This is a genomic window from Pseudochrobactrum sp. B5, assembly GCF_001939785.1.
GTDB classification, from domain to species: domain Bacteria; phylum Pseudomonadota; class Alphaproteobacteria; order Rhizobiales; family Rhizobiaceae; genus Pseudochrobactrum; species Pseudochrobactrum saccharolyticum.
Window position 1 is genome coordinate 543230 of the sequence record NZ_MOYL01000001.1, and the last position, 15020, is coordinate 558249.

11 protein-coding genes are annotated in these 15020 nt (G+C 51.8%); 6 read left to right on the plus strand and 5 right to left on the minus strand.

Features of this window, described 5'->3' with window-relative positions; genetic code table 11:
* Positions 1-212: 212 nt before the first annotated feature.
* From pgi to BKD14_RS02460, 3 genes are all read left to right on the plus strand, one after another.
* The gene (pgi, locus tag BKD14_RS02450; protein ID WP_075654130.1) at positions 213-1865 is read left to right on the plus strand and encodes a glucose-6-phosphate isomerase; all 1653 of its coding nucleotides are present in this window, start codon (positions 213-215) and stop codon (positions 1863-1865) included.
* Between the two features lie 145 nt (positions 1866-2010).
* Positions 2011-3072, plus strand: coding sequence for a succinylglutamate desuccinylase/aspartoacylase family protein (locus tag BKD14_RS02455; RefSeq protein WP_075654131.1), 1062 nt, complete (start codon positions 2011-2013; stop codon positions 3070-3072).
* Positions 3072-3812: an HAD family hydrolase gene (locus BKD14_RS02460; RefSeq protein ID WP_075654132.1), complete on the plus strand. Its 741-nt coding sequence runs from the start codon at positions 3072-3074 to the stop codon at positions 3810-3812. The genes BKD14_RS02455 and BKD14_RS02460 overlap by 1 nt, the downstream gene beginning before the upstream one ends.
* A gap of 107 nt (positions 3813-3919) precedes the next feature.
* On the opposite strand, the gene BKD14_RS02465 is transcribed toward BKD14_RS02460, so the two are convergent.
* A complete protein-coding gene (locus tag BKD14_RS02465) occupies positions 3920-5626 on the minus strand; it encodes a long-chain fatty acid--CoA ligase (protein WP_075654743.1) in 1707 nt (568 codons plus the stop codon).
* Between the two features lie 985 nt (positions 5627-6611).
* Here BKD14_RS02465 and BKD14_RS02470 point away from each other — a divergent pair.
* On the plus strand, positions 6612-8015 hold the full coding sequence (locus BKD14_RS02470; RefSeq protein WP_075654133.1) for a cystathionine beta-synthase: 1404 nt from the start codon (positions 6612-6614) through the stop codon (positions 8013-8015).
* Positions 8016-8213: 198 nt separating this feature from the next.
* On the opposite strand, the gene BKD14_RS19250 is transcribed toward BKD14_RS02470, so the two are convergent.
* Positions 8214-8381: a hypothetical protein gene (locus tag BKD14_RS19250; RefSeq protein ID WP_022712226.1), complete on the minus strand. Its 168-nt coding sequence runs from the start codon at positions 8379-8381 to the stop codon at positions 8214-8216.
* Positions 8382-9234: 853 nt separating this feature from the next.
* Here BKD14_RS19250 and BKD14_RS02480 point away from each other — a divergent pair.
* On the plus strand, positions 9235-9906 hold the full coding sequence (locus BKD14_RS02480) for an HAD family hydrolase (RefSeq protein ID WP_245293543.1): 672 nt from the start codon (positions 9235-9237) through the stop codon (positions 9904-9906).
* An 11-nt stretch (positions 9907-9917) separates the two neighbouring features.
* Here BKD14_RS02480 and BKD14_RS02485 read toward each other — a convergent pair whose 3' ends face one another.
* Positions 9918-10865, minus strand: coding sequence for an XdhC family protein (locus tag BKD14_RS02485; protein ID WP_075654135.1), 948 nt, complete (start codon positions 10863-10865; stop codon positions 9918-9920).
* A 40-nt stretch (positions 10866-10905) separates the two neighbouring features.
* Entirely contained in the window at positions 10906-11343 is a 438-nt protein-coding gene (locus tag BKD14_RS02490; protein ID WP_028233479.1) for an Lrp/AsnC family transcriptional regulator, read from the minus strand.
* 185 nt (positions 11344-11528) lie between these two features.
* Here BKD14_RS02490 and BKD14_RS02500 point away from each other — a divergent pair, with 185 nt between their 5' ends.
* On the plus strand, positions 11529-14570 hold the full coding sequence (locus BKD14_RS02500) for an aminotransferase class III-fold pyridoxal phosphate-dependent enzyme (RefSeq protein ID WP_075654137.1): 3042 nt from the start codon (positions 11529-11531) through the stop codon (positions 14568-14570).
* A gap of 41 nt (positions 14571-14611) precedes the next feature.
* Here the strand turns inward: BKD14_RS02500 and BKD14_RS02505 are convergent, their stop codons facing one another.
* Positions 14612-15001, minus strand: coding sequence for a cytochrome c family protein (locus BKD14_RS02505; protein WP_210215495.1), 390 nt, complete (start codon positions 14999-15001; stop codon positions 14612-14614).
* Positions 15002-15020: the final 19 nt, after the last annotated feature.

Here is a 15020-nt window from a genome sequence, read left to right on the forward strand (position 1 = left end):
TCTGAATTTTGTTTTTATTTATCATGCCCTTAAAACACTTCAATCGGTTCATATCTAAAGCATTACCAGCAAAAGCGGGAACCGGTTTTGCGTAGGTTAATGCGTACAGCTGAGGATAGAGCATTTCTGATAATTAAGCTTAAAGCGGAAATACTCTAAAGTGTTATAGGTTGTATTGAGAAGCAGTTATTCTTTACCCGGGAGTGGTTGGCATGGCATGGAATGAGGCGGCAATTGCGGCAGGTGTGACAGCCTTGAAAGCGCATTGGCAGACAGTTGCGCAAAAGCAGAATATGCGTGAGGCCTTTACCGCAGATCCGCAGCGCTTTGAGCGCTACTCCCTCAAACTGGATGATTTGCTGCTCGACTGGTCAAAATGTCGTGTCAATGACGAGACAATGGCATTGCTCAAAGATCTGGCCGTGGCTTGCAATGTCGAAGGCCAGCGCGATGCCATGTTTGCCGGCGAGCCGATCAACAGCACCGAGAACCGTGCCGTTCTTCATGTAGCTCTGCGGGCAAAACCGGATGATGTGATTGTCACAGACGGTGAAAATGTCGTGCCGCAGGTGCAGGATGTGCTGCACCGTATGAGCCTTTTCAGTGAGGCAATCCGTGCCGGTGATCTGGCGGGTGCCACAGGGCGCACTATCACCGATGTGGTGAATATCGGTATCGGTGGTTCAGACCTCGGGCCGGTGATGGCAACACTCGCGCTGACACCGTATCATGACGGGCCGAATACCCATTTCGTTTCCAATATTGATCCGGCGCATATTGCCGATACGCTGCGCGATCTTGACCCCGAAACCACGCTGATTATCATCGCGTCCAAAACCTTCACCACGATTGAAACTATGACCAATGCGAAAACCGCCCGCAAATGGGTGGCCGATGCTCTGGGGGAAGAGGCTGTCGGTGCGCATTTCGTGGCTGTTTCGACGGCGCTGGATAAGGTTGCCGCTTTCGGCATCCAGCCGGAGCGGGTGTTTGGTTTCTGGGATTGGGTTGGCGGGCGCTATTCCGTGTGGTCGTCCATCGGATTGCCGGTCATGCTGGCGATCGGCGCGCATAGGTTTAAAGAGTTTCTCGCCGGTGCCCATGTAATGGATGAGCATTTCCGTACCGCGCCATTCGAGCAGAATCTGCCGATGATGCTGGGTGTGATCGGCTATTGGCATCGTGAAATCTGCAGTTTTGGTAGTCGCGCGATTATCCCTTACGATCAGCATCTGGCGCGTTTACCGGCCTATTTGCAGCAGCTGGATATGGAATCCAACGGCAAGAGCGTGAAGCGTGACGGCACACCGGTTTCCGGCGTCACCGGCCCTGTGGTCTGGGGTGAACCCGGCACCAACGGGCAGCATGCTTTCTTCCAGCTTTTGCATCAGGGAACCGATACAATTCCGCTGGAATTTATGATCGCAGTGCATACGCATGAGCCGGAACTGCTGGAACAGCATCAGATGTTGCTCGCCAATTGTTTTGCCCAGAGCGAGGCACTGATGAAGGGCCGTACGCTGGAAGAGGCGCAGGCACAGTTGCGCGCGCGTAAATTGCCGGAAGCGGAAGTGGAGCGCATTGCCCCGCATCGTGTTTTCTCCGGCAATCGCCCGTCGATCACTATTCTCTATGACAAGCTGACACCTTTTGCGCTTGGGCGTCTGATCGCGTTTTATGAACACCGTGTTTTTGTGGAAGCGCAGCTCTTTGGTATCAATGCATTTGACCAATGGGGTGTGGAGCTTGGCAAAGAACTGGCAACAGAATTGCTGGATGTCGTTACCGGAAAACAAAATGCCGGTGGCCGCGATGCCTCCACACAGGGTCTGATTGCACATCTGCACCAGGCATCGCAGGTGTAAAAACCTGATCCTCATACACTGAAAACTGCTTGCCGATACGTGACAAGCATCTGTTTTTCGTGTTTGTTGATAATGGTTTATGGAGTAACCGCCGGAATGAGGTGATTGAAAATCCTGTCCGGCGGTCAATGGGTGGAAGACATTTATGAAAACGGATCATATACAGTTTGCCGGTGATGTGCCGGGCATTCAGGTGGAAATGCGTGTGCTGCGTTTTGAAGGCACAGATACAAGCGCGCCGACGGCTTATTTGCAGTCATCATTGCATGGTGCTGAATTGCCGGGGCAGGCTGCGCTACATTTCTTGATTCCGATGCTGCGTAAAGCGGAAGAGGAAGGCCGGATCAAAGGCGATATCACGATTGTCCCGCAGGCTAATCCGGTGGCCTCCAATCAGTGGCAGAGCCATCAGCATCTCGGTCGTTTTGATTTCTTCTCCGGTGTGAATTTCAACCGCAATTTCCCGTTGCTGGAAGATTTCGACACTTCTGCACTGCCGCAACCTGATGCGCCGGTTTCCATCGATAAGCGCATCAAGGCGATGCTGGTTCGCATGGCGCTGAAACATGAGATTGTGCTCGATCTGCATTGCGATGATGAGAGCGAAAACTATCTCTATGTGCATGAAAATTATGCGGAAGATCTGCGTGATCTGGCAACGGCACTACGTTCGACCGCAATTCTTGCAGGCGATTCAACCGTTAGCGCGGCTTTTGAAGAGGCCTGTGTTAATCCGCTGCTGCATATGAAAGCAGAAGAGCGCGATATGCGTCGCCGTGCGGTAACAACCGTTGAGTTTCGTGGTCTGAATGATGTTGATCCGGCAACCGGTCTGGCTGATGCGGAAGGGCTTTATCGCTTCCTCGTGCATCGCGGCGTGGTGGAAGATGCATCCAGCCAGCTTGGCGAAGCATTTAACGGCCCGATCGCGCCTTTCTCCCGTGTGGAAATGATCCGCGCACCACAGGGCGGCATGGTGCTGTATCATGTGGCGCTGGGTGATATCGTCAAAAAAGGCGATCTGCTGGCAACGATTGTCACCGTGCCGGGTGAACCGGAGCATGATATCAAGCTCTGCGCACCGCAGGCCGGTCGCGTGTTAACCTATCGCAGCCTGCGCTATCTGCGCCGCGGCGATGATGTGATGAAGCTGATCGGCGATGAACCATCGGCACAAAGCAAACCTGCCGGTTCACTGGAGGCATAATGTCAGCAACTGTAGCAGTGCCGTCCGGCTCTGAAAAAACGATCCGTGCCATTCTTTTCGACAAGGACGGTACGCTGGTTGATTTTAACAGGACGTGGTTTTCCATCTCCTGTGAACTGGCCAGACGTTCTGCTGCCGGTGATGATGCTTTGGCGAAATCGCTGCTGGATGCTGGTGGCTATGACTGGCAGGCGGAAAAATTCCGCGCCAATTCTGCAATCGCCGCCGGAACGGTTGAGGATATTGTTGCACTCTGGCATCCGCAGGATACAGACGATCAACGCCGTGCACGCGTTGCTGAATATGATGTTTACGGGGTTGAGGAAGGTGCCAAACAGGCTGTGGCTGTTGAAGCATTGAGCCAGACCCTGCAAACCTTGAAAGCGGCTGGTTTTATCTTAGGCATTGCAACCAATGATTCTGAGGCCGGTGCACGGGCAACGGCCGCAGCGCTGGGCATCAGTGATCTGTTTTCCGGCTTTATCGGCTATGATACGGCAGCGCGTGCCAAACCTTATGCTGATCCGTTGTTGCATTTTGCGGCAGAAGTCGGCGTGGCACCGGAGCAGGTGGCGATGGTTGGCGACAATCCGCATGATATGGAATGTGCCAGAGCGGCCAAAGCGGGTCTGGCGGTTGGTGTGCTGACGGGCAACAGTCCGCGTGAAGTGCTTGAACCGCTGGCCGATATTGTGCTGCCGTCTATTGCCGATTTGCCGGATTATCTGGCCGGAAAGTAATGTCTGCTTGTAATTAAAATTAAAGGCCGGTGTTTTGCACCGGCCTTTTCTCTGTTTAGTCGCATTATTATGAGCGTCAAGTTGATCCTACTTGACTGTGAAATGCTCTAGCGCAATTCGCGGCGCAGAATTTTACCGACATTGCTTTTCGGCAGACTGTCGCGGAATTCAATTATACGCGGACGCTTATAATTGGTCAGCCGCTCGGCGCAGAAAGCTTTCAGCACCTCTTCGGTCAGTTCCGGATCACGGCGCACCACAAACAGCTTTACCACTTCGCCGGAATGTTCATTGGCAATACCGATTGCAGCAGCCTCGACAACGCCCGGATGTTCCGCTGCAACTTCTTCAATCTCATTCGGATAGACATTGAAGCCGGAGACAAGGATCATATCCTTCTTGCGGTCCACAATTTTGGTGAAGCCGCCTTCATTCATGAAGCCCATATCACCGGTGCGGAAGAAACCGTCAGGGAAAATAGCCTTGGCTGTTTCTTCAGGGCGGTTCCAATAGCCTTTCATGACCTGCGGACCACGTACACAGACTTCGCCTACTTCACCAAGCGGCACATCATTGCCGTCATCGTCACGGATCGCCACATCAGAACCCGGTACCGGCAGGCCGATAGTACCGGAAAATTCCGTTGCATTGAGCACATTGGCCGTGGCAACCGGCGAGGTTTCCGAAAGGCCGTAACCTTCAGTAATCAGGCAGCCCGTCATCTTCTCCCAGCGCTCGGCAACAGGACGCTGAACCGCCATACCGCCGCCAAGAGTCAGGATAAGCGGCTTGAAATCCAGCCTGCGGAAATCTGCATTTTCCATCAGGGCATTGAACAAAGTGTTGAGCCCCGGGAAAATATGAAACGGTGCTTTTTGCAGCTCTTTCACAAAAGCCGGAATATCCCGTGGATTTGGGATAAGCAGATTACGGGCACCCTGCTGAATACCCATCATCGCATTCACGGTCAGGGCAAAAATATGATAGAGCGGCAATGCGCAGATATAATTGATATGCTCCGGCCGGCCTTTATGCTGGAAAGCCACATCCAGCCACAGGCGCATTTGCTCCACATTGGCAAGAATATTGCTGTGCATGAGCATGGCACCTTTGGAAATGCCGGTTGTGCCGCCTGTATATTGCAGAAAAGCCAGATCATCCGGTGCAATTGTCACCGGTTTGAATGTCAGTTTTGCACCGCTGGCGAGGACAGATTTAAAGCTGTTATGCGCCGGAATATTCCATGCAGGCACCATTTTCTTAACACGGCGCACGACGAAATTGATAATCGCACCTTTAAGCCCGTGCATATCCCCCATAGAGGCGACAACCACATGCTTGACCGATGAATTTGGCAAGACTTTTTCCAGAGTATGGGCAAAGTTTTCGAGAATAATAATTGCTTTGGCACCGGCATCATTGAGCTGATGTTCCAGCTCGCGAGGCGTGTAGAGCGGATTGACATTCACAACCACCAGCCCTGCGCGCAAAATAGCGGTAATCGCAACCGGATATTGCAGCACATTCGGCATCATCACGGCCACGCGGTCGCCTTTGACCAGTCCGCGTGATTGCAGCCATGCTGCCAGAGCCGCTGATTTTTCATCCAGCTCTTTATAGGACAGAGATTTGTCCATGCAGGTGAAAGCAGGGCGTTCGCCATATTTCTTGCAGGATGTGAGGATCAGATCGGTGATCGACTGATAAGCGGACGGGTCAAGCGCGTGCGCTACCCCTTGCGGATAATTGCTGAGCCATGGCTTGGCATCATAGGGGCTGGCTGTTTTTACCGGTTTGGCAACTGGGGTCACCACTGGTTCCGGTGCCTTGTCAGCAATTTTTACTTCCGGTTCGGCTTTTGCAACTTTGGCAGCGGCTTTAGCGGCAGGCTTCGTGGTGCCAGCTTTCGGGGTGGTTTCTGCTGCTTTTGCTGCCGGTTTTACCGCAGCAGTTTTTGTTTTGCCGGCAGGCTTAGCCGCCGTGGTGTTAGTTGCAGGCTTTCCTGCTGTGGCTTTGTCAGCAGGTTTCGCTGCAGTTGTTTTGGCAGGCTTTTTGGCCTCTGCAACAGTCGGAGCCGCAATGTTTGTTGTCTCCGGTGTGGCAGCTTTTTTTGCCGGAGATTTTTTCGGTGCCGCAGATGTTTTTACTGCAGTCTTTGCCGGTTCGGCCTTGGTGGCTGTTGCGGTTTTTGCTTTTGTTGCTGTGCTTTTCGGAGCGGATTCTTTGACCGGCTTTGTTGCGGCTGTTTTGGCCGCCGTGGTTCCGGTTTTCTTTGCGGCGCTTTTTGTTGCACCGGCCTTGGCATTCTCATCACTCGAACGTGTCATTCTGCCTCCCAGAATTCCTGTTGTGCCGGCATATGCTTCCGGAAAGTTTCCGGTGTATCGGGTCTTCCTCGCTAAAACCCGTCTGCCAACAACTTAACCAAGATTATGCCGATATCAATATCAGACATGATCTTTCCATTGACGTAAACGTAAATTCTTTATCAGGCAATATGTCTGATTGATTTGGCTGCATGAAATACAAGACCGGTCATGGGATAACCGGCACTGCGGGCATCGTCTTCTTTATGCAATAATTTTTCTGTCTTTGACATTGTGCGAAACAACAAACCTGTAAGCCTCTTATATAAGTAAAAAATCTTAGCTTAATGACGGTAAGATAAAATAATATGTCTTCTGATGTGCTGGTGAAGCACTATGCTCTTTAAAGATTCAATGACATAGGCCGACTTGATAAATCCGCAGATATATCGGGTCTTACACAGCATTATGAGCTGTAAAGGAGCCCACCGCAATGCGATTTGCAAGTGTATTCCCGTCAGTTTTACAATTGATCGGCCGGACACCGCTTGTCGAACTCAGCGGATTTGACACCGGGCCATGCCGCTTATTTGCGAAACTGGAGAGCCAGAACCCTTCCGGTTCTATCAAGGACAGGGTTGCTCTGAGCATTATTTCTGCGGCGGAGCAATCGGGTCAGTTGCGGGCAGGCGGTACAATTGTCGAAGCAACAGCCGGTAATACAGGGCTTGGTCTGGCGCAGGTTGCGGCACTGCGCGGCTACCGGTTGATTCTGGCTATTCCGGATAAAATGTCCAAAGAGAAAATCCGGCATTTACGGGCTTTAGGGGCAGATGTCCGGCTGACACGTTCAGATGTGGATAAGAACCATCCGGAACATTATCAAAATCTGGCACGGCGAATTGCAGAGGAAACTCCGGATGCATTTTTTGCCGATCAGTTTTCCAATCCTGCTAATCCGCGGTCACATGAAACTGCAACAGGGCCGGAAATCTGGGAGCAAACAGATCATAAGATTGATGCGGTTGTCGTCGGGGTAGGCTCCGGCGGTACGCTGACGGGGCTTGGGCGTTATTTCCGCTCAGTTGCTCCGCAGACGCAAATCATACTTGCTGATCCTGAAGGTTCGGTTCTGGCACCATTCATCGCGACAGGGCAGTTGGCACAAGCCGGTCAATGGTCGGTGGAGGGGATAGGGCAGGATTACATTCCCGATAATGCCGATCTCTCTCTTGTCAGCCGTGCTTATACAATATCCGACCGGCAATCTGTTCAGGCCGCCCGTGATTTGCTTTTACGCGAGGGCATTCTGGCCGGAGCATCGTCCGGTACTTTGCTGGCTGCAGCTCTGCAATATTGCCGCGAGCAGACGGAGCCTAAAAATGTGGTGACGCTGATTTGTGACAGCGGCTCCAAATACTTGTCAAAAATGTTTGATGATAACTGGCTGCGGGAGCGGCATCTGAGTGAGCGCGCTGTGCAGGGCAATCTGGAGGATCTGATCTCGCGGCGCCATCAGGACGGTGCGGTGGAAGTAACCGCACCGGATGAAAATCTGCTTGAGGCCTATGGGCGGATGCGGCGCAATGCTGTCTCGCAATTACCTGTGCTGGATGGCGGCAGGCTTGTCGGAATTATTGATGAAAGCGATATTCTGAAAGCCGTGGAGGGCCCGCCGGAAGGGCGCTGGTCGCGCTTTGCGGCTCAGGTTTCATCGGCAATGACCCCGCAACCGCGTGTCTTGCAGGTGGACGCACCATTGAGTGCGTTGCAGAGTTTCTTTGACCGTGATGAAGTGGCGCTGATTGTGAATGGTGCGGATTTTATCGGGCTTATCACCCGTATCGATCTGATTAATCATTTACGCTATGCCGGTAAAAATACGCGTGATGCATAAAAAAAACGGCCATATGCTGCAAGGTGCATATGGCCGTTTCAGTCTTTTCCGGTCAGCTTCGGCTTTCAATGCCGCACAATTGCATCGGTTGAGGCAAGGGGCACAAAGCGCATCTTTTTTAGCTGTTCTTATACAGATATGACTGCCGGAAAATGCATGATCGGATTTCGGGTGCCGGAGGGCTCCTTTTCTGCTGTTTCAGCCGAAGACTGATGTCAGGCTTGTCGCAATTGCCCAGATAAGAAATGCAGCCGGGACAGCCAGACCGGCTAGAAAAATTCCCAGAAATACATAGGCCGCATCATCGGTGCGGTTTCTCATCTGATCGGCAGGCTTTTGCCATTGAGCGGGTACACCATCATACATTGCGGGTCTCCTCCGATATCTTCTTAACGGATTTATTATGATCTGAATGAGAAATACTGCAATACTGAATATAAAAAGATTTGAATTGCACGAAAATGATGGTATTAGCTGTTTTGCGTTGCTGTTGAATTTTAAAATCTGATATTTTTCGACATGTAATTTTATAAATATTGATTTTAACTCTATGATTTTTATAAATTTTACTTTTATACTGTATTTTTTGAAGTATCTGTAATTTCAATAATTGCTGAATGTTTCGATAAATATGAGATTTCAGTACGATTTGTAGTCTCAAAAATCCCGTGAAGCCGGACAAAATCACTGCAAACTGAGTCGGGTTAACCGGCACTGGTTTTCATCGCGCCGCCACAGAATATTGTCGCTGCTGCAGTTCTTTCGTGCGTGCTGCGCATAGCGGTTTCACTCTGCCTTGCAATGCTGCATGACTGTTATGCATTATTGTTTATTGTCGGTTTTTTCTCCTGCCGTTATAAGTCTGTCCATCGGGTTCGTTCTCCTCCTCCCAATTGGACCCGATGACGGAATGCGGTACTCCTCCTCCCAACCGCATCCATAATCAGGCCGCGCATCTCCTCCCCCGCGCGGCCTTTTTCTTTTCCCAAATCGATTAAATTCATTTCCGTATTCAGCGTTCGGGCTATATCCTCGGCGCGAAAATCACTATTCGTTATTTTGTTGCGATCAAAACATTATAAATGTTTGTTTTGTAACAGTATGGTGTAATAGTGCGCTACCTGCTCCTGCAAAGCATGATATTTGTAGAGGGCAGGAGTTCTATGAGCTTTGTCTGTTTGTTTGCCCCGTTTATCCCTTGGCTAAAAAGGACCTGAAAGTGAAGCAGCGCGATAATTCTGTATTTCTGAATTCCTATTCCGGTTTCCTGTTTGATATGGACGGAACATTGGTCAATTCCATTCCTGTTGTAGAGCGGATCTGGCTGGAATGGGCTGCGGAACACGGGGTAGACGGGCCGGAACTGCTCAAAAAAGTACATGGCATCCGCGTTGTTGACGTTATCAAAATGCTGAATATGCCTCATCTTGATCCGGCAGCGATTGCAGCCGCTTTTCTGGCTGAAGAAATGCAGGACTTTGCCGGTATTCGCGCTATTGCCGGTGCAAAAGATTTTATCGCCAGTCTGCCTGCTGACCGCTGGACGATTGTCACCTCCGCGCCGCGTGAACTGGCGGAAGTCCGTCTGGCTGCGGCTGGTTTGCCGATGCCGGAAACCATCGTCGTGGCGGAAGATGTGAGTGCTGGCAAACCTGATCCGTCCGGTTATCGTCTGGGGGCGCAGCGTCTTGGCTTTGATGCTGCCGATTGTCTGGTTTTTGAAGATGCACCGGCCGGTATTGCTGCGGGTAAAGCGGCGGATTCTGATGTTGTGGTGATCAGCGAAACCCATAGTCATGTGGTGACAGGCGGCAATGTTGAATTCCGCGACTTTATCAATTTAGGCATCATGCAGGACGGCGACGGACGTTTGCGCCTGAGCGTCGGCTAAGTGTTTACAATTCAGGCCTTGCGATAGGCCTGAATAATCTCTGCCAGAATGGCCACGGCAATCTCTGCCGGTTCCTGTGCGCTAATCGCTAATCCGATCGGCGCATGAATACGCTCTAAATTTGTCGCTTCAAACCCTGCTGCTGTTAAACGCTCCAGCCGTTTGGCATGGGTTTTTCGACTGCCGAGAGCGCCTATATAGAAGCAATCGCTTTTCAGGGCGGCAGTGAGTGCCGGATCATCGAGATGCGGAATGTGGCTGAGCGCAACAAGCGCCGTAAAGTTGTCCGGTTGATTGGTTTTGAAAAATTCTTCCGGCCATGTTTCATGTAACTGTACAGACGGGAAGCGTTCCGCTGTGGCAAAACCACTGCGCGGATCAATGATACTTAGCTCATAGCCGGTAATCTGCGCCATTTGTGCCAGCGCTTGCGCTATATGTACGGCACCGGTCACCACAATATGCGGTTGCGGGCGGTAGGTCTGAATAAAGCCGGTTTCATCGAGCTGTGTGATCTTGGCATTATCCGGTGCAGAGGTCAGTGCGATCTGTCCGGTTGCAAGCTCAGTGCGGCTGGTAATACGCTGACGCTTCGTCTGCGCCTGTACAATCTGTGTTACCACGTCATGCATGGCTGCATCATAGGGCGCAATCAGCAGACGGATCGTGCCGCCGCAGGATAATCCCGCAGACCATGCCGTTTCATCGCTGATACCAAAAGACAGATCACGGGCTTGTCCGGTTACCAGTACGTCTAAGGCTTGTGCAATCACTTCCGCCTCAATGCAGCCGCCGGAGACCGAGCCTTCAAAATTACCCTGATCATCGCAGATCAGATGACTGCCCGCAGGGCGCGGTGCAGAACCCCAGACAGAAAGCACGGTAACCAGAGCCAGCTTGCGCCCCTGTTCAAACCAGTTTTGCGCAATATGCAGCGGATTGGTGTTGCGTTTTTCCATGGAGAGTATCCTCCTGTCAGGATCATTTTGGGTAGAAACGTTATTTATCGCGCAGGATTTCGCGGCGCAGCACGATACTGGTGGTCAGGTCTTCCACATTCTCGATTTCAGCAATTTTATTACGGATTTCGTTCAGGGCATTGATGGATGCTACTTCCACTTCCACCACCAGATCAAGCTGGCCGCTGACCGACGAGACTTTGCGCACGGCCGGTAATCCGGCGAGAATATCGAGAATGGAAATGCTCGGTGTGCGTTTCAGCGTAATCATCAGAAAAGCCTGTAGTGCTGCATCATCCAGCAGGCCGATATCGGCGCGGTAACCGCGGATTACGCCATTCTTTTCAAGCCGTGCAACGCGCTCGCTGGTGGCACTTCGGGATAGTCCGACACGGCCTGCAAGCGTCTTCATCGGAATGCGGGCTTCCTGAGACAGAATGGTCAGAATTTTCTGATCCGTTGCGTCAATATCCTGCATCATTTCCCCTCTGAAACTGCATGGTTTTTACGATGAAAAACCTCACCGGCAAAGTGATGGTTACTTGAAACAAAGTGCCGGTGCAACCGGCACTTTGTCTGATGCGCATCTTTTTATGCTGTGCAAATCTGTCCGCATAAGATGCAACGCCTGTCTCAAAGACAGGCTCATAAAACGGAACAACCATGCTTGATACCGCGCCGCAATATTCACTCACCGATGCCGCTTCTCTGCTCAAGACTCATTATGGCCTGAGCGGTGATCTGTCGCCGCTCAACAGCGAGCGCGACCAGAATTATAAGGTCGTGACAGCAGACGGTAAAATCTTCATTCTGAAGATTATCAATGCGTCCGAGCCGGTGGTGGAAAGCCGTTTCCAGACTGCTTTGCTCAATCATATCCGTGACCATGCCGGTCACCTGCCGGTGCCGCATATCGTGCCGACGCTCAAAGGCGACAGTCTTGCGGACACGCTTTCCGCCAATGGCGATGTGCATAATATCCGCTTAGTCGGTTGGGTTGATGGTCTGCCATTGGCAGAATCCGCCCGCTCATTGCAGGCGCTGGAGGGCTTAGGTGAATTGCTCGGCCAGTTCGATGCGGCCTTACAGGGCTTCATGCATGCCGGTGCGCTGCGCGATCTGGACTGGGATATGACAAATGCAGGCCGCTCGAAAGACCGGCTGCATTTTGTGAAAAATGCCGATGACCGCGCTTTGCTGGAACGTTTCATTGCCCGTTTTGAAACACTTGTCGCACCAAAGCTCGGCACACTTCGCTCCGGCGTAATTCATAATGATGCCAATGACTGGAATGTGCTGGTTGGCAATGACAATCATGATGTGATTGCCGGTCTGATTGATTTCGGTGATGCACTTTACACGCCGGTGATTGCGGAAGTCGCGATTGCAGCCGCCTATGCCGGTCTGGATCATGATGCACCGATCAGTGCCGCTGCCGCTATCGCCAAAGGTTTTAACAAATATTACCCGCTGCGTGAAGAAGAGCTGAACCTGCTCTATGATCTGATCGCGATGCGTCTGGTAACTTCGGTTACGATTTCCGCATCGCGTCATGCGGAAGCGGAAAACAATCCGTATCTGGCGATCAGTGAAAAACCGGCATGGGATTTCCTGCGCAAGCTCGACCGGATGGAACCGCTGTTTGCAACGGCAATTCTGCGCAAGGCCTGCGGCTTTGATGCGGTTTCCGGTGCATCTGCAACGGTCAGCTGGCTGAAAAACAACCGTTCAAAACTGCTGCCGTTACTGGACAAGCCGGTGGCGGCCTATCCGGCAGAGCTGGTGCCTTACGGCGACCCAACCCATCCGATGACCATCAAATCGGCAGAAGAACAGCCGGTCATTGCACAGGCAATGTGGGAAGAACATTGCGCTGTTACCGGCACGGAAGTCGGTATCGGCCCGTGGGGTGAAGAGCGCACCGTCTATGCCGGTACGATGTTTGAATCCAAACTGGTCAAGGGCAAGCGCCGCACCTATCATCTGGGGCTTGATCTGTTCATGGCTTCCGGCACACCGCTTTATACACCGCTTGATGCGATTGTCCGCAGCGTGGATACTGAGCCGGATCCGCTCGGCTATGGCTGCCTGATTACTCTGGAACACCGTCCTGAAGGCTGTGCCCCATTCATCTCGCTCTGGGGGCATCTGGCGCATGAGGCAGGCAATCGTCTCAAAACAGGTGATGTTCTGAAGGCCGGTGATCTCGTTGCCTATATGGGTGATGAAACAGAAAACGGCCATTGGGCGCCGCATCTGCATCTGCAGATTTGTACCGATACCCGCCTGACAGCGATGGATATTATCGGCGTGGGTGAAGAAGCCTATCTCGATGTTTGGGCAGAGCTGTTCCCTGATGCCCGCAATTTTGCCGGTATGGCCGAGGAATTCTATCAGCAGTCAGGCCGCAGTAAGGAAGAAATCGTGGCGATGCGCCGCGAGATGTTGCTGCCGAACCTGTCGATCTCCTATGAAGATCCGATAAAATTTGTGCGCGGCGATGGCGTTTGGCTGATTGACCATAAAGGCCGCGCCTATCTCGATTGCTTTAACAATGTCTGCCATATCGGTCATGCCCATCCGGCAGTGGTGGAAGCTATGGCCAAACAGGCCTCAACGCTCAACACCAATACCCGCTATCTGCATGATAATATTGTTGCCTATGCAGAGCGCCTGACCGCCACTTTGCCGGATAATCTCACCGTTGCCGGTTTCACCAATAGCGGTTCGGAAGCCAATAGTCTGGCACTGCGTATGATGCGTGTGCATACGGGACGTGAAAATGCGGTTGTGCTCGACTGGTCTTATCACGGCACCACGCAGGAACTGATTGATATCAGCCCGTATAAATTCAACCGCAAGGGCGGTAAAGGTGCCAAGCCGCATGTTTATGTGGCGAAAGTGCCGGACAGCTATCGCGCACCAAAAGACTGGGCGCCTGAAGATCACGCCAAGCTTTATGCGGAAAGCGTGGCCGAGCAGATTGCGCTTATGCAGGCTAAAGGCGAAGGCCCGGGCTTCTTCATCGCGGAATCCATTCCGAGTGTGGCCGGTCAGGTCTTCATGCCGGATGGTTATCTCAAAGAAGTTTACAAGATGATCCGCGATGCCGGTGGTATCTGTATCGCCGATGAAGTGCAGGTCGGTTTTGGCCGTGTCGGCAGCCATTGGTGGGCGTTTGAAACGCAGGATGTGACACCGGATATCGTGACAATGGGCAAGCCGATCGGTGACGGTCATCCGATGGCGGCGATGGTCACCACCCGTGAAATCGCTGACAGTTTCAATAATGGCATGGAATATTTCAACACATTCGGCGGTAATCCGGTGTCCTGTGCCGTTGGTCTTACCGTTCTGGATGTGATTGAGAGCCAGAACCTGCGCGGTAATGCGCTGACAATCGGTAATTATCTGATGGATTCTTTCCGTGAGATGCAGAACCGTTATGAAGTGATCGGCGATGTGCGTGGCCTCGGCCTGTTCCTTGGTATTGAACTGGTCAATGACCGTTATACCAAAGAACCGGCAACCAATATTGCGCGCGCCGTGTGCAATGTCGCCCGCCGCCGTGGTATTCTGATGGGGACAGAAGGCCCGTTTGATAATGTGCTGAAAATGCGTCCGCCAATGATCTTCAGCAAGGCCAATGCCGATCATCTGCTGAATGTGCTGGACGAGGCTTTTGCCGAAGTGACAAAAAAATAAGTTAAATAGAAGGCCGGTGAGTTTCACCGGCCTTTTTGCTTTTATTGTGCTGATTTGGAGCGGATATAGGCAATCAGATTGCTGATATCTTCCGGTTTTTTCAGGCCGACAAAGATCATTTTATTACCGGGAATAAATTGTTTCGGCGCGGTCAGATAAGAAGTCAACGTGGCTTCATCCCAGACCATGCCTTCTTCACCGGCTTTGATCATGGCCGGAGAATATTTAAACCCTTCAACCGTTGCGGTTTTACGGTCAAGAATATTCACCAGATGCGGGCCGACGCGGTTTTTCTCTTCTTCAATTGTGTGGCAGGCCATGCATTTTGCAAAAACTTTTTTGCCTTTATCAGCGTCACCTTCCGCAAATGCCGGATAGGTTACAGCGAGGCCTGAAAGAAGAGAGAGACCGATAATCATTTTGGCAGACATGCGCATAATTACACCTTGA